This is a genomic window from Mesorhizobium sp. WSM4976 (assembly GCF_029625685.1).
In the GTDB taxonomy this organism is placed as follows: Bacteria; Pseudomonadota; Alphaproteobacteria; order Rhizobiales; family Rhizobiaceae; genus Mesorhizobium.
On the sequence record NZ_JARTVT010000029.1, the window covers coordinates 36,865 to 57,498 of the forward strand.

Below are 20,634 nucleotides of genomic sequence, written 5' to 3' on the forward strand. Positions count from 1 at the left end.
CACCGAGCGTCGCATTTTCACGCGGTCCTACACCCCCTCGGCTCTGCTTTCCGGAGCGGCCCCATGATCAGCGGCGGCTTGCCGAATGCGTGGAGCATTCGCCAATGCTGCAGTCTGCCGTTCGGTGGTGTGTCACAGGGCGGTGAGATCCTCCGCTCCATGCAGGAGCGACAAGGATGGCCGCAGCAGATCCTCCAGACATCTTGCAAAGCCATTCTGTACCTCGGCTGGTGGAGCCGTGTAGATTTTGTAGAAAAAGTTGGTGCTTTGCGGCCCCGCGGTCGCCAATGTCAGCTCGAAGTCGCCGCCGATGAACGCTTGCAGGAAGTTGCTGGCTGCGACCCGGTCGAGTGTCGCTGCCATGATCCCACCGTCCTTGTGGACTTCGTAGTCCATATCGTTCACGGACCGGAAAGTGGGGGATGTGAATGTTGCAGCCGAGAGATCCAAGAGCTGTAGCTCTCCCGACAGTGGTTGGTGCGCGGCCATCGTTATGAAGCCGATTGCGACGGACTCGTTCGACTTGTCGTAGCCGGCGAATGCGGTGAACTCGACCAATTCCGGCGTCGCGGGATTTTGCATGTCGAGTATGATTTCGCAGATCTTTGCGTCATCGGTCTCGTCAAGATTGTAGGTGTAGCCGATGGCGTCAGGCACGATGGTCCCAGCGACAGCTACCGGCATATTCATCCCGGCCAAGCCAGCGATAAGTGCCGCGCGGGCGAACAGGGACCTCATCACGCCTTCCCTTTCGTAAAATAGGCTGAAAAGGATATCCGCACTCGTCGCCATCTTGATTGATGCGCGTCAAGAAAGGCAGAAATCAAACCTGCGGTGCTCAGTGTGCGTGACGGAGGCCAAGGCACGCGTTAGCCCTGGACTCATGTCATGCCTCAGCCGGTCGGTTGCGCTTCGGCAATGAAGATCACCGGCCATCTGCGACTTGATGCTTATCAATGCCGGATCGGCAATTTCCCGGAAAATGCGGCCAAAGGAATGGATGCCGACCAGCGGCAATGCTGATCGGGCGCAGGTCGGAGGACGATCGATGCAGCATATTCTGCTTGCGACGGATGGTTCGAAGAGCGCGGGCCGGGCAACGAGCGTGGCCGCGAATCTGTCGCGAGCCATGGGGAGCAGGCTGTCCATTCTCACGGTTGGCGAATCCCTATCCGAAGACGTGAAGCAGTTCGCACGAGCGGAAGGAAACGTCGCCGACGCGATCGAAGGATTTTCGGATTGGCTGCTGCGGCAGGCAAGGACTGTCGCCGCAAAGGCGGGCGTTTCGGTCATTCACACCCAATCAGGCTGGGGTGATCCCGCCGAGGTGATCATTGAATTCGCACAGCGGGAGAAGGTGGATGCGATCGTGGTTGGTCGGCGCGGCCGCGGCAGACTGACCGGATTGCTTATGGGGAGCGTCTCGCAAAAATTGGTGAGCTTGGCGCCTTGCACTGTCGTTGTCGTGCCATGATGCCGCCCTCGCTGTCTGTGCTGCCGATCAAGGAGCGGTGACGAGCAGCAACTTGGGCATGCTCAGCGACAGGGGCCGAGAACGCGCTGGACAATTTGGACACCAGCCAAGGCGTCGATGCTGAGCGATGCTCCGATAACGAAGATCCGACCCTTCGCGGTGCCGCGCTATGCTGCGGGACCAGCGACGCCGAGATCGACGATCGCCCTGCGCAACCCTGCGGGGGACAGCTTTGTCCAATCCTTTGAAACTTCCTTGATGACCGCAACGCTGAGCTTCGGAGAGAGCTTCTGACGGAGCACCCCTAGCATTCGCGGCTCTGCCACGATCGCCAATCTGTCGAACTCATGGGCGGCATGGCGGTGCTCCAGTTGTTCGATCAACATGTCGGCAAAGGCCGACTCCTGCTCACGAACGGGATTTGAATGATATTCCATGGCGGAACGGCGCGACCCTTCGGAGGCGAAGCTGCGCCCCGGTCGGTCAGCCATGATCTCGCGCAATTGCTTCTGATGGGCATCGAAAATCAGATCATGCAACCGATCTGCAGCGTCGCCAGCTACCTCCAGATCGCGCACGATGCGACCGCGAGCGCCATCAGCGATCAGTACCCAGGTAATCGTTGGTTTCATCGTTCAACTCCCCTGTCCGGCGGGCTCGGCTTTACGATACAATGGTCACAGCCGACGCGTGGGGACCCTGTGCGCCGGCGTGCTCCGAAAAACGAACTTCCACTCCCTTGGTCAACGCAGACCATTGCTTTTCCGACGCCACGCTCTCGCGGCGAAAGAAGAACTCCCGTCCATCCTGTGCCGCGATGAATCCATAGCCTTCTTCGGGCACCAGCCGGGCAATCGTGCCGCGTAGCGTTTCGGGATGGAACTTGACCCGATAGCCACTGCTTTTGCGGACGTGATCTTCCAATTGGCGTTGTGCCGCGTTGAAGCTGTCCCTGATCGCGACGTAGACATCTTCGTGAGCGCGGTTCTCCTCGTGTTCCCTCCCGGTCACGATTTCCAGTCCCGGAACAGTGACGTCGACCTGCACGCGGTAGATGCGCCCCTTATGGCCGTGCCTGTGCGGAGCCTCTACCAGGACCGCACACGACGTTATCCGATCATGGAAGCGGGTCAGCCGGCCAATCCGTTCGCGAACTACCTCTTCTATCGAAGCTGAAGGTTCCATCCCGCGGAACCGTATCTGCGGCTCAATCTGCATGGCAATTACACACCTGATGAATTGACCCGGAACTTTCTCACGATCTGGGTGCCCGGCAATTGACCGGGATCAAAACCATAGCGACAGTGCGAGAGGCGTCGATGGGCTGCGGTCCGACAAATCGCATCATGCAAGATCCTCCGCCAAAAGGCAGAATTGGATTATTTTGAATGAGCGAGCAGCGCGCACGCTCGAAGGCCGTAGCTTTCCTGAAAGGCGATCCATACGGCCGCACCAGCGCGCAGGTCGCACGCGCCATCAAGGACATTCAGCTCGGGCCGCAGCCCGGTGAAGGCTTGCCAGGACCTGGCCACGCTGGCGTGGGAATTCCAAGTCGTGGTGACGACCGCGGACAAAGACCAGTTCGACCACGGCGTTATTGATGGCTACCTCGCGCTGGATACGAGAAGTGGCGAATTCTTCCGCGGAAATTTGCCGTTGTTGGATTGAGGGCGCGGCCCAAGGACAATTCGCATGTGCTGCCCATTCGCGCCAGAAGCTTATCTCGAGAGTATTTGCTTCAAATCAATAACGGACCCTCGGCAGTTCGCTATCAGTCGATCAGTTTTCGGTTCGGTGAGCGACTAGGGATAATCCCATGACCAGCTATCGCGTGACGTTCTTCAAGAACCTCGTCAATTCCAATGGCCATCAATTCAAGTGCCCGCAAGGCACAGTGGAAATTCGGCGGGCGCGCAATCTGGACCGCGCATTCCAGGCCGCTGAGCGACGGTACGAACGCGCAAAAAAAATCTGCAACTGGACCCTATATGCCGATGTTGCCGAGCTGGAGACAGCGGAGGACAGCGGCAACTCGCTGCGCTTGGTTGAGCCTTCGTCACACGAGCACTTTACGCCGAACCCCTACGGGCGGCGTGGCTCGGCCCACATTGGTCATGCGGTCTCCCACAATTGAACCAGTGGCTATCAGTCCTGCGGGGCGGCCCTCCTACCCGGCTGCGGACTGTCCAAGCCGCAAAACCGGCCCCCGGAAACGCTCCCGTCGGCCGAAGCGCGGCCCGCAACCCATACCTCGGCACTGCCATGCCGATATCTTCTCCAGTGCGTGGGATTACTTAGGAGAATTGCCTAGGGGAGAAACCGGATTGTTTGAAAGCCCTCTTTGCGTCGAGACTTGAGACCTGCCGATATCGAAATCGAGCGTCGGCAACGGTCATCGCAACGGCATACTTAAGGAGAGGGTTGATGATCCTCTACTTGCATTCCGCGTCACGAGGCATGGTAACGACAATCGGCACGAGCATATCCTGCGGTCGCGAGCGTGCTTCATCTGCTCTGCGCAAGCTCGTGAGAGACCTGTTCGATCCCTACCGGCCCGAGCTTCACTATATGCGCGGCCCCGGGCCGAGGTGGCGCGAGAAGAACGGCAATCTGCGCGTGGGGTAGATAGGCGAAACGCGCGCATGTACCGCCGTGCTCGGTGCGATTCATCGCTCCGCCTTCGCACGCCATCCCGTCCGGCAGTCGCCGAGCAATGTCCCTCGCGGCGGCTGTCGCCAATCTGATTCAAATCAAAGCGACACGTACCTGAGAAGGGCAATGTAAAGGCTCCAATTGAAGGGAGGTATAAATGCGTCTTCTCAAACAGACCAGGGCGATCACGCTTGGGATCGGCCTCTTGATGACAACTGCGGCCGCGTATGCGGGGGGCACCGTCGAGGTGCTTCACTGGTGGACGTCCGGCGGCGAGGCGAAGGCCGTCGGCGAACTGAAGAAATCGTTCGAGAGCCAAGGCGGAACCTGGATCGACTCGCCGATTGCCGGCGGCGGCGGCGATGCCGCGATGACAGCGCTGCGCGCCCGCGTGGTCGCCGGCAATCCGCCTGCAGCCGTCCAGCTGAAGGGGCCAGGCATTCAGGAATGGGCACGGCAGGATGTGCTCAACGACGTTGACGAGGTCGCGCAAAAGGAGCAGTGGGACAAGGTCCTGCCGCCAGTTCTGGCGGCCATCATGAAATATGACGGCAAGTATGTCGCCGCGCCCGTGAATATCCATCGGGTCGATTGGTTCTGGGCCAACCCGGCGGTGCTGGCCAAGGTCGGCATCAGCGAGATGCCCAAGACATGGGACGAATTCAACGCCGACGCTGACAAGTTGAAGGCTGCCGGTATCACACCTCTGGCCCACGGTGGCCAGCCTTGGCAAGACGCCACTATCTTCGAGAACGTAGTGCTCGGCGTCGGCGGCGCCGACTTCTACCGCAAGGCAATGGTCGAACTCGATCCCAACGCGCTGACGAGCGATACCATGGTCAAGTCGTTCGACCAACTGCGCAAGCTGCGCGGCTATGTCGACGCGAACTTCTCGGGCCGCGACTGGAATCTCGCCACTGCCATGGTCATGCGAGGCGAGGCTGGGTTCCAGATCATGGGCGATTGGGCCAAAGGCGAGTTCCTGGCGGCGGGCAAGAAGCCGGGCGTCGATTTCGTCTGCGCTCCCACCCCTGGTGGCGCATTCAACCTGAATGCCGACAGCTTCACCTTCTTCAAGGTGCACGGCGCAGACCGGTTGGAGGGTCAAAAGGTGCTGGCGAGCCTGATTATGTCGCCCGGCTTCCAAGAGACGTTCAATCTCGCGAAGGGCTCCATCCCGGCTCGCACGGACGTGAGCCTCGACAAGTTCGATGCTTGCGCCGTGAAGTCGCATGAGGACCTGCTTGCGGCCATCAAGAACAACACGCTTGTTCCGTCGATGGCGCATGAAATGGCGGTGCCGCGCAGCGTACGCGGCGAGTTCCTCGATCTCGTGACGAAATTCTTCAACTCGGACATGAGCTCGGCGGATGCGGTCAAGGAACTGGCGGCGGCCGTCAAGCGGGCACAGACCGAGTAATGACAGGCAGGGCTGGGCCGCGGACGCGGCCCGGTCCTCATGGGCTGCGGTACGATATCGAAACAACACCGCCGGCGATCCCGCAAAATCGCCGATCGTAAAGCTACCGAGCGGGGAATTTGAGGAATGTCACAGGCAGCCAAGCGGGGATTGGCCGCGCGTCGTCTCTTCGAGCGCCTGTTGCCGAGGATCGTCGTCTCGCCGCTCTTCGCGGCAAGCCTGTTCTTCGTGTACGGCTTCATCGCGTGGACCGTCTACATCTCCTTCACCCGCTCCGGAGTGCTGCCCAGCTACACGCTTGACGGGCTCAGCCAATACATTCGCCTTTGGGCCACGCCGCGCTGGCAAGTGGCGCTCGGCAACCTCTTCATCTTCTGCACCTTGTTCATCGCGCTCTGCACCGCCATCGGGGTGCTGCTCGCGATCCTGCTTGACCAGCGCATCCGGATCGAGGGGGCCATCCGGACGGTCTACCTCTACCCCATGGCGCTCTCCTTCATCGTCACAGGCACTGCGTGGAAATGGATACTCAATCCCGGATTGGGCATCGAGCGGCTGATGCACAGCATGGGATTTGCCGGTTTCCGTTTCGACTGGCTGGTCAATCCGAAAATGGCGATCTACACGGTCGTCATCGCCGGCGTCTGGCAGTCATCGGGCTACGTGATGGCGCTGTTTCTGGCCGGCCTTCGCTCGGTCGACGACGAGATCATCAAGGCCGCGGCAATCGACGGGGCCGGACCTTTGCGCACCTATGCCAGCGTCGTGCTGCCGATCATGCGGCCGGTATTCCTGTCATCCTTCATCATCCTGGCCCATCTGGCGATCAAGAGCTTCGACCTTGTCGTCGCCCTAACCGGCGGCGGACCAGGATACGCCACCGACATGCCGGCCACCTTCATGTACTCCTTTGCGTTTCAGCGCAGCGAGCTCGGCACCGCCGCGGCAAGTGCCGTCATGATGCTGGCGACGATCCTCGCGGTCATTGTCCCCTACCTCTATTCCGAATTGCGGGGAGCCAACAAATGACCCAGACAGCGCCTGCTGGAATCGTGAGGCGGAAGGGATTGCGTCACCGCTTGATGCGAATCCTTCTGTTCGCGGTGCTCGGCGTCTTCTGCCTCTATTATCTGCTGCCGCTGTTCATCATGATGGCCACCTCACTGAAGTCGCTCGACGAAATTCGAACCGGAACACTTGTGAGCTTGCCCAGGCAAATCACCTTCGACGCCTGGCTGAAGGCCTGGGGCTCGGCCTGCGTCGGTGTGCGGTGCGACGGGCTAAAGCCCTATATCTGGAACTCCGTCCTGATGGTGGTTCCCGCGGTAGCGATTTCGACCGCGCTAGGCGCCGTCAACGGATACGCGCTGACCAAATGGCGCTTCCCAGGCGCCAACACGATCTTTGCGCTGATGCTGTTCGGAGCCTTCATCCCGTTCCAGGTGGTGCTGCTGCCGATGGCCCGCACGCTGGGCGTGCTGGGGCTTGCCGGCTCGGTCTCTGGGCTCATTCTCGTTCACACCGTCTACGGCTTGGCGTTCACGACACTGTTCTTCCGCAACTTCTTCATGGGGGTATCGGACGGCATCGTGCAGGCCGCCAAGATCGACGGCGCCGGGTTCTTCGGTATTTTTTCCCGAATCGTTCTGCCCATGGCCCTGCCGGCGATCGTTGTCACGGTCATCTGGCAGTTCACCCAGATATGGAACGACTTTCTTTTCGGCGTGGCCTTCACCGTCGGAGACAGCAATCCGGTGACTGTCGCGCTCAACAACGTCGTCAATACCTCAACGGGCGTGAAGGAATACAACGTGGACATGGCGGCCGCGATCATCACTGCGTTGCCGACCTTGCTCGTTTACGTATTGGCCGGGAAGTACTTCGTTCGCGGATTGGCGGCGGGAGCCGTCAAAGGATAGATCATGGCCAGCATCCGGCTCGACAAGGTGTGGAAGAAATTCGGCACGACCGAGGTGATCAAGGGCATCGACATGTCGATCCGCGAAGGCGAGTTCATCGTGTTGGTGGGCCCCTCGGGATGTGGGAAGTCCACGTTGCTCAACCTGATCGCTGGCCTCGAAACCCTGAGCGGCGGCGGGATATTCATCGGCGGCGATCTGGTCAACGACATTCCGCCCAAGGACAGGGACATAGCGATGGTGTTCCAATCCTATGCGCTCTATCCGACCAAGTCCGTGCGCGACAACATGAGCTTCGGCATGGTGACACGCCATGTGCCGCAAGGCGAGCAAGCAGCCGCGCTGGCTGAGGTTGCGGAGTTGCTCCACATCGAAACCTTGCTCGACCGCAAGCCGGGCCAGCTTTCCGGCGGCCAGCGCCAGCGGGTTGCGATGGGCCGTGCCCTTGTGCGTAAGCCGGCGGTCTTTTTGTTCGACGAGCCGTTGTCGAACCTGGATGCCAAGCTGCGCATCGAAATGCGCACCGAGATCAAGCGGCTCCACCAGCGCCTCGGCAAGACGATCGTCTATGTGACCCATGACCAGATCGAGGCGATGACGCTGGCCTCACGCATCGCCGTGATGGACAACGGCCATATCCGCCAGTTCGGGTCGCCCGAGGATATCTATGAGAGGCCCGTCGATCTTTTCGTCGCCGGCTTCATCGGATCTCCTTCGATGAATCTGTTCAAAGGACGCGTGACCGAACAGAGCGGCCTCCGACTGCAAGTGGAAGATCCGGCGGGAGTAGTCCACTTTCCGATCCCGAAGAACCTGCAGGATGCGGCATCGCCTTTTCTCGGCCGCGAGCTTATACTCGGCCTAAGGCCGGAGGCCATGGTTCGAGAGGGCGCGCACCGACCTGGATCGGAAACATTCTCGTTCGACCGGATGATCGACGTCGTCGAACCGACCGGTCCAGACACTATGCTCGTGTTCACGCTGGGCGGGATCGAGGCGATCGGACGGGTCGACCCGCAGGACAAGGTGTCAGTGGGAACCAAATTCCGTTTCGAAGTCGATATGAGCCGGGCCAAGATGTTCGATCCGGCGACAGGTCTTCATCTGTAGCAATAGTCCGTCGATTGTCCATTCCGGCGACCCGCGATGGTCCCAGCAGGCAAGTATGGCGTAGCTGGCGAGCCATTTATCCAGGGGTGCATTCGCTGGCTCTTGAGAACACAGGAATCTCGACGCTGCGCGGTCGGTGACGCTGAGCGATTCCTTGCGCAAGGATGCCGGTTTGATCGGCGTCAAACCCCCCTTCGGCGCGGAACGGTATTTTTATCATGATGGGGGTGTCATGGAAATCCGGATGGAAGTCGACGTTCACGTGACCAACGTTTCGCTAGCATTTCCTGCGACCGCGGTGCGCGGGCAAATGCACTTCCACCGGAGCGGCATCTCGGATCGGCAGTCGGTCGACCTCAGGCGGGTACTCAAGTCTTCTTCGTTGAGGTGCAACCCGAAAGGGCAATTTGGGCCAGCACGGCCTTGCTGATGGGAAAGCCTGGCACACGATGAACCGAAACGCTGCATCCGAGATGTCCGAGCGACGTATCGCAAAGGATCTCCTTGCCTTTTCTCCTCGCCCCAACCTGTTCGACTATGAGGCGGAAAGATCGCACTTCGAGTGGGCCAACGCCTGGAAGCTGCTCGACGGCTTGCCCGCCGGCAAGGGTTACAACATCGCCCATGAAGCCGTCGACCGCCACGCCACGGGCTCTCGCGCCGGGAAAGTGGCGATCCGGTGGATCGGCAAGACGGGTGAGCGGCGCGAGTTCACCTACGGAGACCTCCGTCACGAGACGAGCCGCTTTGCCAACGTGCTGGCCAGCCTCGGCATCAAGCCCGGCGAACGGGTCTTCATCCTCATGGGGAGGCTCCCCGAGCTCTATACGGCCGTGCTGGGCACGCTGAAGGCGCGCTGCGTGGCCTCGCCGCTCTTTTCCGCCTTCGGACCCGAGCCGATCGCGACCCGGATCAATATCGGCGAGGGGCGCGTCCTCGTCACGACGCCAGAGCTTTATCGTCTGAAGGTCGAGCCAGTCCGCGACCGGATGCCGACACTGTCGGATGTCATCCTGGTCGGCGACGGCGAGGTCGACGGTCCTGGCTTGCATCGCTGGTCCGTGCTCATGAACGCGGCTTCGCCGGATTACCGGATCGGCCCAACCGATCCCGAGGATATGGCGCTGTTGCATTTCACCAGCGGCACGACGGGACGGCCGAAGGGGGCAATCCACGTGCACGCCGCTGTGGTGGCGCATCATGTGACGGGACTCTACGCGCTCGACCTGCACGACGACGACATATACTGGTGTACCGCCGATCCGGGCTGGGTGACGGGCACGAGCTACGGCATCCTGGCGCCGCTGACCAATGGCGTGACCAGCATCGTCGTCGAAGCCGAGTTCGACGCTCAGACATGGTACTCGACGCTTGAGCGCGAGCGGATCTCCGTCTGGTACAGCGCGCCGACCGCTATCCGCATGATGATGCGCCTCGGCGCGGAAGCCGCCAAAAGGTATGATCTGTCCGCCCTTCGCTTCGCAGCAAGCGTTGGCGAACCGCTCAATCCGGAGGCCGTCGTGTGGGGAGTGGAAGCCTTCGGTCTGCCCTTTCACGATAATTGGTGGCAGACCGAGACCGGTGGCATCATGATCGCCAATCTGGCCGCGCTCGACATCAAACCTGGTTCCATGGGCGTCCCATTGCCGGGCATAGAGGCCGCTATCCTGCGTCATGAGAAAGGGCGCAACGTCGAGGTTATCATGGAGCCGATGGTCGAGGGCGAACTGGCGCTGAGGAAGGGTTGGCCCTCAATGATGCGCGGTTATCTCAACGAGGAGGAACGCTATCAAAAATGCTTCGTCGGGGACTGGTACCTGACGGGCGATCTCGCCAAGCGCGACGCCGACGGCTACTACTGGTTCGTCGGGCGCGCCGACGACGTTATCAAGTCGGCTGGGCACCTGATCGGCCCATTCGAGGTCGAAAGTGCGCTGATGGAGCACCCGGCTGTCGCCGAAGCAGGCGTGATCGGCAAACCCGACCCCACTGTCGGCGAAATCGTCAAGGCATTTGTGGCGCTGAAGCCCGGTTACGAGCCTTCCGAAAGCCTGCGCAAGGAACTCCTGGGTCATGGCCGCAAGCGGCTTGGTCCCGCCGTCGCACCGAAGGAGCTCGACTTCAGCGCCAACCTGCCTAAGACCCGTTCCGGCAAGATCATGCGGCGGCTCTTGAGGTCGCGCGAACTCGGTCTGCCCGAGGGGGACCTGTCGACGCTCGAAAGCGACGAGAAATGAGCCAGAAGCCGCACATCGACCGCGAGTCCGGCCGGCACTTGTTCAAACAGATGCTGCGGATCAGGCGGTTCGAGGCCAAGTGCGCCGAACTCTATCAGGCCCAGAAAATCCGCGGCTTCCTGCATCTTTATGACGGCGAGGAGGCGGTTGCCGTCGGCGTCATGCAGGCGCTGGAGGATCGCGATGCGGTCGTGGCCACCTATCGGGATCACGGCCACGCGATCGCTCGAGGCCTGCCCATGGCCACGCTCATGGCGGAGATGTACGGCAAGATGGAAGGGTGCTCGCGCGGACGTGGCGGCTCGATGCACTTCTTTGATCGCGCCCGACGCTTCTATGGCGGTAACGCGATCGTCGGCGGCGGCCTGCCGCTCGCCATCGGCATTGCCATGGCCGACAAACAGCTTCGCCCTGGAGCCGTGACAGCCTGTTTCTTTGGCGAAGGTGCCGCCGGTGAGGGCGCGTTTCACGAAAGCATCAACCTCGCGGAGCTGTGGGATTTGCCCGTGCTCTTCGTCTGCGAGAATAATCTCTATGCCATGGGTATGCCGCTCGAATTGGCGGAAGCCGAAACGAATATTTCGCGCAAGGCTGCTGCCTATCGCACCCCGAACGAGGCGGTCGACGGCATGAACCCAATCGCCGTGGAGGCTGCTGCCAGGAGGGCGGTCGATTCGATTCGGGGCGGCAACGGTCCCTACTTCCTGGAATGCCGCACCTATCGTTTCCGTGCTCACTCCATGTTCGATGCGCAGCTCTACCGCACCCGCGAGGAGATCGAGCTGTGGAAGGAACGCGACCCCCTTCCGCGCATGCAGAAGTGGCTGGAGGAAACCCATATGCTCTCGCCGCAGGAACTGCGCGGGATCGAGGCGGACGTTGAGGCCGAGATCGGCAAGGCGGTGGCCTTCGCGGAACAGGGGCAATGGGAAAAGATCGAGGAGCTAGAACGCTTCGTGCTGGTCGACGAGGTGCCCGAATGAAAGAGTTAGCCGCGAATGCGAGCACGAACCGGATGACCTATCGGGAGGCCTGCCGTCAGGCCATCCGCGAAGCTCTCATTGACGACCCCCGCACCCTTCTGATGGGCGAGGATGTCGGGCTCTATGGCGGCTGCTATGCCGTCTCCAAAGGTCTGCTCGCCGAGTTCGGGCCCCAGCGTATCCGCGACACGCCGCTTGCCGAGGCGACCTTCGTTGGAGCGGGCATAGGCGCCGCGATGGCGGGCCTGCGGCCGATCGTGGAGATCATGACCTGCAACTTCAGCCTGCTCGCGCTCGACCAGATCATGAACAACGCCGCCACGATCCCCCACATGTCGGGCGGTCAGTTCGCTGTTCCGTTGGTGATCCGTATGGCTACGGGCGCCGGACGGCAGCTTGCCGCCCAGCACTCTCACAGCCTGGAAGGCTGGTTCGCCCATATCCCCGGCCTGAAGGTCCTGGCACCCGGCACGATCGAGGACGCACGCTTCATGCTGAAGGCAGCATTGGCCGATCCGAACCCAGTCATCATCTTCGAGCACATCGTCCTCTACAACGCCGAGGGTGACTTGGATCCCGACGTGACCAGTGTCGACATCGCCAAGGCGAGGATTCGAAGGCATGGCCGCGACATAAGCATCCTGACCTACGGCAACAGCCTGCCGAAGTCCTTGGCGGCTGCAGAGGTGCTCGCCGCTGAAGGTATTGAGGTTGAGGTCGTCGACCTGCGCGTGCTGCGCCCTCTGGACAACGCGACCCTTTTCGAATCCGTCGCCCGCACGCGGCGCTGCATCGTCGTCGACGAGGGATGGAAGAGCGGGTCGATCTCCGCCGAGATCGCGGCGCGACTTTCAGAAGATCAGTTCTTCGAACTCGACGCTCCCATCCGGCGCATCTGCAGCCGCGAGGTCCCGGTCCCATACGCGGCGCATATGGAAGAGGCGGCACTTCCGCAAACCCCGCAGATCGTCGATGCTGCGCGCAGTCTGGTGAAGCCGCGATGAGCGATTTCACGATGCCGTCGCTAGGCGCCGACATGGAGAGCGGCAGGCTCGTCCAATGGCTCGTCAAGCCCGGCAGCGTGGTCAAGAAGGGCGACGTCGTCGCCGTCGTCGAAACGCACAAGGGCGCGTTCGAAATCGAGATATTCGAGGAAGGCGTCGTCTCCGAACTATGTGCCAGGGAAGGGGAGGAACTTCCGGTGGGCGCTCCTCTCGCGCGATTGACAAGGCCGGGGGAGCAGTCCGTTCCGAAGGCTCCCAAAGCTGCGCCTGAAGCCATCCCGGTCTCGGTGCCACTAGCCGTCGAGGTGGGGCGGGCCCCAGGAACACAGGCCGCACCTTTAGCCTCGTTCGTACAGCCTTCGTCCCGGCCAAGGGCAAGTCCGGCCGCGCGCCGCAGGGCAGGTGAGCTCGGCATCGACCTGAACACGCTGAAGGGCACAGGTTTCGACGGATCCGTAACCCTTGCCGATGTCGAATTGGCGGCAGCAGGAGGTGCGCCGCCGAAGGCCCCTTCCTCTGCCGCGGCCCCTGCCACACGCCGCAGAGGGTTCGATCCAAACGAGATGCGGCTGGCCATCGCGGCGGCCATGTCGCGCTCGAAGCGGGAAATCCCGCACTACTATCTCGCGAGCACTATAGACATGAGTCGGCCGCTTGCCTGGCTGGAGTCGTTCAACAGGCAGCGCAAACCCGAGGAGCGGCTGCTGCCTGCCGCGCTCTTGCTCAAGGCAACCGCGCTGGCGCTGCGTGAGTATCCGCAGCTCAATGGTTTCTGGGAAGATGGCAGGTTCCGGCCCGCGGACGGCGTCCATATCGGCTGGGCGATCTCGCTGCGCGGTGGCGGCCTCATTGCGCCTGCCATACACGAGGTCGACAAGCATTCATTGCAAAGCCTTATGGGGGCACTGCGCGATCTCGTGGGCCGCGCCCGCAGCGGCGGTATCCGCGGATCGGAAATGATGGATCCCACCTTCACTGTCACCAGCGTCGGAGATCGTGGGGCAGAGTCGGTGCTGGGTGTCATCTATCCGCCCCAGGTAGCCATAATGGGCTTCGGGCGAGTGATCGAGCGGCCGTGGATAGTGGATGGGCAAGTCACCGCACGCTCCCTAATCATCGCCTCGCTCGCGGCCGACCACCGAGCAAGCGATGGCCATCTTGGCGGTCTCTTCCTTTCCGCGGTCGACCGCTTCCTGCAGGAGCCTGAAGGCCTATGACCGAAGCCGAAATCCGCCAGCTTGTCTGCGACATCCTATCCGACATCGCACCGGAAACAGACCCCGCCATGCTGTCCGGCGGCAGGGACATCCGCGAGGGGCTGGACATCGATTCGATGGACTTCCTTAACTTCATCATCGCGATGAGCAAGCGCGCCGGCGTTGCGATTCCCAAGGAAGACTATCCCAAGCTGTTCACCATCGACGGGGTCGTCGCCTATCTCACCAGCAGCGTGCAGCCGCAGGGGACAAGAAGCTCATGAGCATTGCACGTCCTGCTCCAATTCTGACCATAACGCTCAACCCTGCGGTCGATGTCTCGAGCGAGACGGAGACGGTGCGCCCGGTCCGCAAGGTCAGAACCTCCAATGTCAGGTATGATCCCGGCGGCGGCGGCGTCAACGTCGCGCGCGTGATCACAGCTCTGGGAGGAGAGGCCGAAGCCTATTTTCTGGCGGGAGGAGAAACGGGCTCACTGTTGAACCGCCTGCTTCAAGCCCAAGGAATCGACAGCCACCTCATGCCGATCCAGGGTCAGACAAGGATCAGCTTCATGGTTCGCGAGCACAGCACCGGCCTCGAATATCGTTTTGTCCCCGAAGGACCTCCCGTGCAGCCTCGGGAACTGGAGCGCTGTCTGGATATCGTTGCATCCCATAAGGGACAGTACGTCATCGCGAGCGGCAGCCTCCCCACGGACGCGCCTCCCGACATCTACGCGCGAATGGCGAAGCTGGCATCTGCTCGCGGCGCGAAATTCGTTCTCGACAGTTCCGGCCTGGGGCTTCAAACGACGCTGAAGCAGTCGCGGCTGTACCTTGTGAAACCGAGCCTTGGGGAATTGGAGCAGTTCGTCGGCCGCAAGCTCGATGAGGCCGGCGTTCGCCAGGCTGCATCCGACATCGTGGCCAGCGGCGCGGCCGAGCTGGTTGCGATCACCATGGGGGTTGATGGCGCACTACTCGCGAGCGCACTGGGGGTCCTGCGCGTACCGGCAATTCATGTGCGGATGCGCTCCGCCCTCGGCGCGGGCGACAGCTTCTTGGGGGCGATGGTCTGGGCGCTTTCAGAAGGGCGGACTCCGGAGGAGGCATTCCGCTTGGGCATTGCGGCTGGAGCCGCCGCCGTCATGAAACCGGGCTTTGAGCTTTGCCGCCGGGAGGAAGTCCTGGCTCTCAACGCGGCCGCCTTATCCGCCGTCGCCAGGAGCCAAACGCACTGAGCGGGCGTGCAGGACGCCGCCCGAATCTTCACGACAAGAATTCTGCCCGGGACAATGCGACGGCTGCCCCACGCAGGCCCGCGTCAAGCGCCTTGATCACATATATCGGTATCGGTGCCAGGAAGGACGAAAGGCGGCCCTTTGATTGATACTCCCTGTGGAAGAATGCCAGACGGAAAGCCGTAGCTTCCGACGGGTCGAACACTCTTGCGGGGATGCCACCGCCGAGATAGACGCCGCCGCGCGCGCTATAGGCAAGGGCCATGTCCCCGGCAAAGCGGCCCAGCCATTTCTCGAGGTAGCCAAGGGACTCAAGCGCGAGACGATCCTCGCCGTGCAGCGCCTGTTCCACGATCTCAGGCGCTGACGTCAGTTCCGCCGCGACACCCCGCGTCTCCGCCAATGCCGTGTAAATCCTGACAAGTGCCGGACCGGAAATCAGACGTTCCGCCGAGATGTGTGTCTCGTCCTTCGCGATGAGCTTGATGAGTGAAAGTTCATCCGCATCTTCGGCTGCGAAGGAAATGTGGCCGCCTTCGCTGGGAACGGCGATCCACCCCGATGGAGAGAAGACAAGGCCGGCAACTCCAAGGCCAGTGCCTGGTCCGAGCACCACCTTGGGCGCGTGATCAACCGGGTCTTCGCCTCCGATCTTGAGAAGATCGTGTGGGCCCAGAAAGGGCAGGACAAGCGCGAGCGCTTCGAAATCATTGACCGCATGGACGTATTTCGCGCCTGTCGCCAGGCACAGATCCTTGCGCGAGAAAGACCAGGGCAGGTTGGTCATCCGAATGGTCTCGCCCGACACAGGGCCGGCAATCGCGAAGCCGGCAAGGGATGGCCGGTGCGGGATGCAATCCAGATAGGCTTTGATGGCGGCTTGGAGCGAAGGAAACATGTCGCACCGAAAGGCGGCGAAATGGTCGATCGTGAGTTCGTCGATATCCGCGATCGCAAACCGCGCGTTGGTGCCGCCTATGTCGGCCACAAGGGCAGTGCGGGATTTGATGGTGGAAGCCATGATTGCCGTGCTCGATCCAAGATTACGGTACGATCATGCTGGCGGGCGCGTTTCGCCAAGACTAGACCATACCGGATGAAACGCTAATACAGGCACACAGCGCCACCTTGATTCATATCAAAGGCCATTCGTGCTGTGCATACTGTCAGCGCCTGATCGTTATCACGGTTGATCTCCGGCCATACGATCTCACCAGACCAAACAGGATTCGGGCATTGTCTGGATGAAGCCGGACGCATCCGTGTGAAACCGGGCGGCCCAGTCGTCTGATCTCCCAAGTGCCGTGAATTGCATACCCGCCGTAAAAGAAGATCGAGTAGGGCATCGGAGCACTGTCGTATTTGCTTGAATACCAGACCCGCTCAAGCCGGATGGGATGGAATCGCCCGATCGGGGTCCGATACCCGCGCCGGGCGGTGGACACCAACCATCTGTAGGTAGAGCGACCGTCGACTTTCACGGTCATGGTTTGCTCGGAGAGATCGATCAGGATGCCGAGTTGTGCCGCGTGAGCGGCGCGAGGGCACCACACCGCAACCATCAAAGCAAGCACGAATGCGGACAGGCGCACGACGGCAATCCTTCGGGCCAGGGAATTCTGAGAGTAGTTTGCCGCAATCGATGACGATCGACGCGGAGTCGCGCCTTGATCCAAATCATTTTTCTTGGTTGCAATGGCGGATGGGGCGCAAGCACCGAACCCTCCGAATGTGCAAGACGCTATGTCAGTCTGATCGCCGACGGGCTGGTTCAGTACCTACCTGAAGTAGCGCGTCGTATGCACGGATGTGGCGGTTTGATCCAACTCAAAGCGCTTCCGGTAGTCTGGCGGTTCAATGCCGGATGCCTCTGAGACGTCTAAAGGCGGGATGGGAGCTAGTGATGAGCTACAAGGATATTCTGGTCTTTCTCGACGGTTCCACCGACAACAACGCGCGAATGGAGTTTGCCTTTTCGCTGGCACGAGTTCATGGCGCAAGGCTAACGGGTGTCGACGTCGATGCGGCTGCTGCCTTTGAGGGTGAGTGGGCCGAGCGCGCGAAATCGCTTGCAGAGACGTTCCATGTCAGCGCCAATCGCTCGGACGTGCGCGTCCGATACAAGATCGCGGATCGGGATGCGGCGGGATGGAAGGACTTCTACGCGCACTATGCGGATCTGCTGATCGCAACGCAGCCCAACCAGGAGGCTTTTGGCAGAGTCCTCTCCGGAGTGCCCGAGCAGGTCCTGATGTCGGCGGGGGTGCCGATGATCGTGCTGCCGCAAGGGTGGAAGCCTCGACCCATCGGCAAGGAAATCGTAATCGCGTGGTCGCCCAGCGCTCAGGCCACGCGCGTGGTGCACGATGCCATGCCGATCCTCGCCAGCGCGCAGAAAGTGACGGCGTTTGCATTCGACCCGCCCGCCGACAGGGAGGACGCGGACCTTGAGATGCTTCGTGAGCATCTGCTTGCTCATGGGGTCAAGATCGATATCGACAAGTGGTCTAACGCTGGCGACCTGTCGCCGATCGAGGCACTGTTTGCCTCTCCTGCATTGGAGGAGGCAGATCTTATCGTGGCTGGGGCCTACAGTCATTCTCGGTTCCGCGAAGCCTTGTTCGGCGGAATGACCAAATCCTTGCTCCAGCAATTCTCGCTGCCGGTGTTGGTGTCGCACTGAACGAGTGCAAACTGGGAAACGCAGACTTAGCGACTGCCGCAGGCAATCGGTTGTTCTGCTCGCGCGATCACATCGATCACCAGAAAAGAGAAACGGTCCTACAGCGAAGCGGGGATTGAGAATTCGACGAAGTCACCCGCGCTCATCGGGCAAATCCATGGCGATCGCCATCCTTATAAGTTCTGGGAGGCTCTTGGCCTGCATCTTCGACATGACGTTGGCGCGATGAATCTCGACAGTTCGCGGGTTGATGTCGAGATCATAGGCAATGGTCTTGTTCGACAGTCCCCCGACTAGGCCCGACAGGACTTCACGCTCCCGCTCCGACAATTGCTCGAGTCGGGACAGAAGTGCTGAAGTGTCATCACCGTCCTTGGCAGTTCCGTCGAAACTGCTTGCCGCGCGTTTGATGGCATCGACCAGCACATCGTCCTCGAACGGTTTTTCGATGAAGTCGATGGCACCTGCTCTCATCGCTGCAACGGCCATCGGTACATCGCCGCGACCTGTCACGACGATTGAGGGCATCATTGCCCCCATCTCGTTAAGCCGCTCCAGGAGTTCAACACCGTTCATGTCGGGCATGCCCAGATCGGTGACGAGACATGCGTTGCCGGCGCTGGGGGCGGCAGCAAGGAAGCTCGTTGCTGAATCGTGAACACGCACGTTGAAACCCATCACACTCAGCAGGAATCCGAGGGACCTGCGGACCGGCTCCTCATCGTCCACGATGTGGACCACATAGGTGTCAGTTTGCACTTGGCGCCTCTTCCGTCGCGATAGGTAGGGACAACCGGAACGTCGCGCCGCCGTTTCCGTTTCTGCGAGCCCCTATCTCGCCGCCATGCGCCTCGACGATGCGCTTGGAGATTGAAAGCCCGATTCCCATGCCGCTGGCCTTGCTGGTGACGAAAGGCTGGAACAGATTAGCCGCGATGTCGTTCGAGATTCCCGGCCCGGTGTCCGCGACTTCGATCAACATATGTCCGTCGTCGCGCGTTGTGCGGACGATCAACTCGCGCTTGGCGCTGTCGCGCATCGCCTCCATGGCATTGCGCATCAAGTTGATCAAGACCTGTTGGATTTGCACCCGGTCGACCAGAACCTCACCGGTATCAGGAGCGAATTCGAACACCGAGCGCACGCCTTGCTCGCGAGATCCGACGAGCGCCAAAGCACCTGCCTCCTCGATCAGCTTGTGCAGATCCTCGGGCGACCTCTCCGTCTCGCCGCGCGTGACGAATTCGCGCAGGTGGCGGATAATACCTCCGGCTCTAAGCGACTGCTTTGCAATCTCCTCAAGTGCATCCCCTAAAGGCTCGGCCGTCTTGTCATCTAATGCCTTCAGCAGGCGAACGCAGCCTTGCGAATAGTTGGCGATGGCCGACAGAGGCTGGTTGAGCTCGTGGGCGAGCGTCGAGGCCATTTCGCCGAGTTCGTTCAGGCGGGCGAGGCGGGCCAGTTCGCTTTGGAGTTCCTGCAACCGCGCTTCAGATTCCTCACGTTCAGTGAGGTCTTGAATGAAGCCGGTGAAGAACCTCCCCGCGGCGGATTTCATCTCGCCGACAGACAGCTTCATCGGAAAAGTCGATCCATCCTTCCTGCGTCCGACGACCACGCGGTCCACACCAATAATGCGCTTCTCACCGGTCGTCAGATATCGCTCGATGTAGCCGTCATGCTGGCTGTGATAAGGCTCCGGCATAAGAATGCGGACATTGCGGTTGAGAACCTCCGTCTCGGTATAGCCGAACTGTCGAACCGCCGCGGCGCTGAAGGAGGTGATCAGTCCCTTCTCGTCGATCACGACGGTAGCATCGGGAACTGTATCCAAGATCGATCTGAGATGGGCTTCCCGCGATATTAGCTCTGCTTCGGTCCTATCAAGCGCCCGGCGCGCGTGATGCAACATCTCTCCCATCCAGGCGATCGTGAGCCCCACTAGTCCGAACACAGCTGCCTGCAACCAACCGACTTGGCCGAAGCCGGTGAAGTAGGCCGCGGAGGCGAAGGAAAGAAGGGCCGCGACGACGCCAGGGCCGATGCCGCCCAGGATGGCCGCGATCAGGATAGCAGGAATGAAAAGCACGAAGGCAAGCGTAGTCCCGAGCAAACTGCTCAATCCGAGCCGAATGGCAAACACGACGGCCACCACAGCCATCGCAAGCAGATATCCGTTCAGGCCTTCAAAGCGACGCGAAAACGCAGCCTGAAGCAAACGGCCCTGCAGTCCCGGGATGTCCCTCGCTGGCACCGATCTGCCTTTCCGTTAGCAAGCGCGCCGCCGAAGTAGGCGCTTCAACACCGCTTTCGCCAAAATCGCGCGCACTCTATAGGTTGAGAACGTGAGCGTGTTTGTTCGATGGCAAAGATAATCCACCTTGCACTCGCTGCAAGCAATTACTCTGGACTACTAGGAGGAGGGCGGCTTCTTCCGCTCAAGCCTCATCAAATAGTTGCGGGCAATAGCTACGCCGGCATCGCGTTGCTCAAGACCGGTGTTGACCCCGATCAACGTATTTGTCCGCAGGATCAACTGCAGGCCGGGACTGGCTAAAGGCCTCATGGCCGGCGATGCCAAATCCGCAGAAACGATGCGGGATTTGATTGAAACAGTGGCTGTGTTTCGCGATCCCTTGAGGCCAGGGGGGGCGAAGTCGAAACCACCGGACGTCTAGCCGCACTCGTGGGCGAAAAAGCCTTCCCCAACGGC

22 protein-coding genes are annotated in these 20,634 nt (G+C 60.9%); 15 read left to right on the forward strand and 7 right to left on the reverse strand.

The genetic code is table 11. The features are described from left to right. Positions 1-132: 132 nt before the first annotated feature. Positions 133-738, reverse strand: a complete 606-nt coding sequence (locus P9272_RS28895) for a hypothetical protein (RefSeq protein ID WP_278163170.1) — start codon at positions 736-738, stop codon at positions 133-135. Positions 739-888: 150 nt separating this feature from the next. Between P9272_RS28895 and P9272_RS28900 the strand changes: the two genes are divergently transcribed. Both P9272_RS28900 and P9272_RS28905 read left to right on the forward strand, forming a co-directional pair. Continuing rightward, complete coding sequence (locus tag P9272_RS28900; protein ID WP_278163171.1) at positions 889-1,023, forward strand: hypothetical protein; 135 nt, start codon at positions 889-891, stop codon at positions 1,021-1,023. Between the two features lie 25 nt (positions 1,024-1,048). Continuing rightward, positions 1,049-1,474: a universal stress protein gene (locus P9272_RS28905; RefSeq protein ID WP_278163172.1), complete on the forward strand. Its 426-nt coding sequence runs from the start codon at positions 1,049-1,051 to the stop codon at positions 1,472-1,474. Positions 1,475-1,641: 167 nt separating this feature from the next. On the opposite strand, the gene P9272_RS28910 is transcribed toward P9272_RS28905, so the two are convergent. Together P9272_RS28910 and P9272_RS28915 are read right to left on the reverse strand one after the other, a co-directional pair. Beyond that, positions 1,642-2,106, reverse strand: coding sequence for a host attachment protein (locus P9272_RS28910; protein WP_278163173.1), 465 nt, complete (start codon positions 2,104-2,106; stop codon positions 1,642-1,644). Between the two features lie 31 nt (positions 2,107-2,137). Next, positions 2,138-2,692 (reverse strand): HPF/RaiA family ribosome-associated protein, encoded by a 555-nt coding sequence (locus P9272_RS28915; RefSeq protein ID WP_278163174.1) that lies wholly within the window; start codon positions 2,690-2,692, stop codon positions 2,138-2,140. 598 nt (positions 2,693-3,290) lie between these two features. Between P9272_RS28915 and P9272_RS28920 the strand changes: the two genes are divergently transcribed. From P9272_RS28920 to P9272_RS28975, 12 genes are all read left to right on the forward strand, one after another. After that, on the forward strand, positions 3,291-3,608 hold the full coding sequence (locus tag P9272_RS28920; protein ID WP_278163175.1) for a hypothetical protein: 318 nt from the start codon (positions 3,291-3,293) through the stop codon (positions 3,606-3,608). A gap of 290 nt (positions 3,609-3,898) precedes the next feature. Beyond that, entirely contained in the window at positions 3,899-4,099 is a 201-nt protein-coding gene (locus P9272_RS28925) for a hypothetical protein (protein WP_128255921.1), read from the forward strand. 184 nt (positions 4,100-4,283) lie between these two features. Then, positions 4,284-5,546 (forward strand): ABC transporter substrate-binding protein, encoded by a 1,263-nt coding sequence (locus P9272_RS28930; RefSeq protein WP_278163176.1) that lies wholly within the window; start codon positions 4,284-4,286, stop codon positions 5,544-5,546. A 126-nt stretch (positions 5,547-5,672) separates the two neighbouring features. Beyond that, the gene (locus tag P9272_RS28935; RefSeq protein ID WP_128255920.1) at positions 5,673-6,575 is read left to right on the forward strand and encodes a sugar ABC transporter permease; all 903 of its coding nucleotides are present in this window, start codon (positions 5,673-5,675) and stop codon (positions 6,573-6,575) included. Positions 6,576-6,628: 53 nt separating this feature from the next. Continuing rightward, positions 6,629-7,465 (forward strand): carbohydrate ABC transporter permease, encoded by an 837-nt coding sequence (locus P9272_RS28940; RefSeq protein ID WP_278163177.1) that lies wholly within the window; start codon positions 6,629-6,631, stop codon positions 7,463-7,465. A 3-nt stretch (positions 7,466-7,468) separates the two neighbouring features. Then, positions 7,469-8,575, forward strand: coding sequence for a sn-glycerol-3-phosphate ABC transporter ATP-binding protein UgpC (gene ugpC, locus P9272_RS28945; protein ID WP_278163178.1), 1,107 nt, complete (start codon positions 7,469-7,471; stop codon positions 8,573-8,575). A 473-nt stretch (positions 8,576-9,048) separates the two neighbouring features. Further along, entirely contained in the window at positions 9,049-10,812 is a 1,764-nt protein-coding gene (gene acsA, locus P9272_RS28950; protein ID WP_278163179.1) for an acetate--CoA ligase, read from the forward strand. Further along, positions 10,809-11,795, forward strand: a complete 987-nt coding sequence (gene pdhA, locus P9272_RS28955) for a pyruvate dehydrogenase (acetyl-transferring) E1 component subunit alpha (RefSeq protein ID WP_278163180.1) — start codon at positions 10,809-10,811, stop codon at positions 11,793-11,795. Before acsA ends, pdhA begins: the two co-directional genes overlap by 4 nt. Further along, on the forward strand, positions 11,792-12,799 hold the full coding sequence (locus P9272_RS28960; protein WP_278163181.1) for a pyruvate dehydrogenase complex E1 component subunit beta: 1,008 nt from the start codon (positions 11,792-11,794) through the stop codon (positions 12,797-12,799). The genes pdhA and P9272_RS28960 overlap by 4 nt, the downstream gene beginning before the upstream one ends. Further along, positions 12,796-14,016, forward strand: coding sequence for a dihydrolipoamide acetyltransferase family protein (locus tag P9272_RS28965; RefSeq protein WP_278163182.1), 1,221 nt, complete (start codon positions 12,796-12,798; stop codon positions 14,014-14,016). Before P9272_RS28960 ends, P9272_RS28965 begins: the two co-directional genes overlap by 4 nt. Beyond that, positions 14,013-14,279 carry an acyl carrier protein gene (locus tag P9272_RS28970; protein ID WP_278163183.1) on the forward strand — a complete coding sequence of 89 codons (267 nt, stop codon included), beginning with the start codon at positions 14,013-14,015 and terminating at the stop codon, positions 14,277-14,279. The genes P9272_RS28965 and P9272_RS28970 overlap by 4 nt, the downstream gene beginning before the upstream one ends. Then, positions 14,276-15,238, forward strand: a complete 963-nt coding sequence (locus tag P9272_RS28975) for a 1-phosphofructokinase family hexose kinase (protein WP_278163184.1) — start codon at positions 14,276-14,278, stop codon at positions 15,236-15,238. Before P9272_RS28970 ends, P9272_RS28975 begins: the two co-directional genes overlap by 4 nt. A gap of 28 nt (positions 15,239-15,266) precedes the next feature. Here P9272_RS28975 and glk read toward each other — a convergent pair whose 3' ends face one another. Together glk and P9272_RS28985 are read right to left on the reverse strand one after the other, a co-directional pair. Beyond that, positions 15,267-16,259, reverse strand: a complete 993-nt coding sequence (gene glk / locus P9272_RS28980; RefSeq protein WP_278163185.1) for a glucokinase — start codon at positions 16,257-16,259, stop codon at positions 15,267-15,269. Positions 16,260-16,404: 145 nt separating this feature from the next. Continuing rightward, the gene (locus P9272_RS28985) at positions 16,405-16,800 is read right to left on the reverse strand and encodes a L,D-transpeptidase (protein ID WP_128256322.1); all 396 of its coding nucleotides are present in this window, start codon (positions 16,798-16,800) and stop codon (positions 16,405-16,407) included. Between the two features lie 341 nt (positions 16,801-17,141). On the opposite strand from P9272_RS28985, the gene P9272_RS28990 reads away from it, so the two are divergent. After that, entirely contained in the window at positions 17,142-17,921 is a 780-nt protein-coding gene (locus P9272_RS28990; RefSeq protein WP_278163186.1) for a universal stress protein, read from the forward strand. Between the two features lie 132 nt (positions 17,922-18,053). On the opposite strand, the gene fixJ is transcribed toward P9272_RS28990, so the two are convergent. Both fixJ and P9272_RS29000 read right to left on the reverse strand, forming a co-directional pair. Next, positions 18,054-18,680 carry a response regulator FixJ gene (gene fixJ / locus P9272_RS28995; protein ID WP_128255909.1) on the reverse strand — a complete coding sequence of 209 codons (627 nt, stop codon included), beginning with the start codon at positions 18,678-18,680 and terminating at the stop codon, positions 18,054-18,056. Next, on the reverse strand, positions 18,670-20,082 hold the full coding sequence (locus P9272_RS29000) for a PAS domain S-box protein (RefSeq protein ID WP_278163209.1): 1,413 nt from the start codon (positions 20,080-20,082) through the stop codon (positions 18,670-18,672). The genes fixJ and P9272_RS29000 overlap by 11 nt, the downstream gene beginning before the upstream one ends. Positions 20,083-20,634 lie beyond the last annotated feature (552 nt).

Bases quoted from the DNA above. Each gene is read 5' to 3' on its own strand.
- ugpC (WP_278163178.1), top strand. From the start codon at position 7,469: ATGGCCAGCATCCGGCTCGACAAGGTGTGGAAGAAATTCGGCACGACC.
- acsA (WP_278163179.1), top strand. From the start codon at position 9,049: ATGTCCGAGCGACGTATCGCAAAGGATCTCCTTGCCTTTTCTCCTCGC.
- P9272_RS28935 (WP_128255920.1), top strand. From the start codon at position 5,673: ATGTCACAGGCAGCCAAGCGGGGATTGGCCGCGCGTCGTCTCTTCGAG.
- P9272_RS28900 (WP_278163171.1), top strand. From the start codon at position 889: ATGCCTCAGCCGGTCGGTTGCGCTTCGGCAATGAAGATCACCGGCCAT.
- P9272_RS28960 (WP_278163181.1), top strand. From the start codon at position 11,792: ATGAAAGAGTTAGCCGCGAATGCGAGCACGAACCGGATGACCTATCGG.
- pdhA (WP_278163180.1), top strand. From the start codon at position 10,809: ATGAGCCAGAAGCCGCACATCGACCGCGAGTCCGGCCGGCACTTGTTC.
- P9272_RS28915 (WP_278163174.1), bottom strand. From the start codon at position 2,692: ATGCAGATTGAGCCGCAGATACGGTTCCGCGGGATGGAACCTTCAGCT.
- P9272_RS28930 (WP_278163176.1), top strand. From the start codon at position 4,284: ATGCGTCTTCTCAAACAGACCAGGGCGATCACGCTTGGGATCGGCCTC.
- glk (WP_278163185.1), bottom strand. From the start codon at position 16,259: ATGGCTTCCACCATCAAATCCCGCACTGCCCTTGTGGCCGACATAGGC.
- P9272_RS29000 (WP_278163209.1), bottom strand. From the start codon at position 20,082: ATGGCTGTGGTGGCCGTCGTGTTTGCCATTCGGCTCGGATTGAGCAGT.
- P9272_RS28990 (WP_278163186.1), top strand. From the start codon at position 17,142: ATGAGCTACAAGGATATTCTGGTCTTTCTCGACGGTTCCACCGACAAC.
- P9272_RS28975 (WP_278163184.1), top strand. From the start codon at position 14,276: ATGAGCATTGCACGTCCTGCTCCAATTCTGACCATAACGCTCAACCCT.
- P9272_RS28970 (WP_278163183.1), top strand. From the start codon at position 14,013: ATGACCGAAGCCGAAATCCGCCAGCTTGTCTGCGACATCCTATCCGAC.
- P9272_RS28905 (WP_278163172.1), top strand. From the start codon at position 1,049: ATGCAGCATATTCTGCTTGCGACGGATGGTTCGAAGAGCGCGGGCCGG.
- P9272_RS28985 (WP_128256322.1), bottom strand. From the start codon at position 16,800: ATGGTTGCGGTGTGGTGCCCTCGCGCCGCTCACGCGGCACAACTCGGC.
- P9272_RS28910 (WP_278163173.1), bottom strand. From the start codon at position 2,106: ATGAAACCAACGATTACCTGGGTACTGATCGCTGATGGCGCTCGCGGT.
- P9272_RS28920 (WP_278163175.1), top strand. From the start codon at position 3,291: ATGACCAGCTATCGCGTGACGTTCTTCAAGAACCTCGTCAATTCCAAT.
- P9272_RS28965 (WP_278163182.1), top strand. From the start codon at position 12,796: ATGAGCGATTTCACGATGCCGTCGCTAGGCGCCGACATGGAGAGCGGC.
- P9272_RS28940 (WP_278163177.1), top strand. From the start codon at position 6,629: ATGCGAATCCTTCTGTTCGCGGTGCTCGGCGTCTTCTGCCTCTATTAT.
- P9272_RS28925 (WP_128255921.1), top strand. From the start codon at position 3,899: ATGATCCTCTACTTGCATTCCGCGTCACGAGGCATGGTAACGACAATC.
- P9272_RS28895 (WP_278163170.1), bottom strand. From the start codon at position 738: ATGAGGTCCCTGTTCGCCCGCGCGGCACTTATCGCTGGCTTGGCCGGG.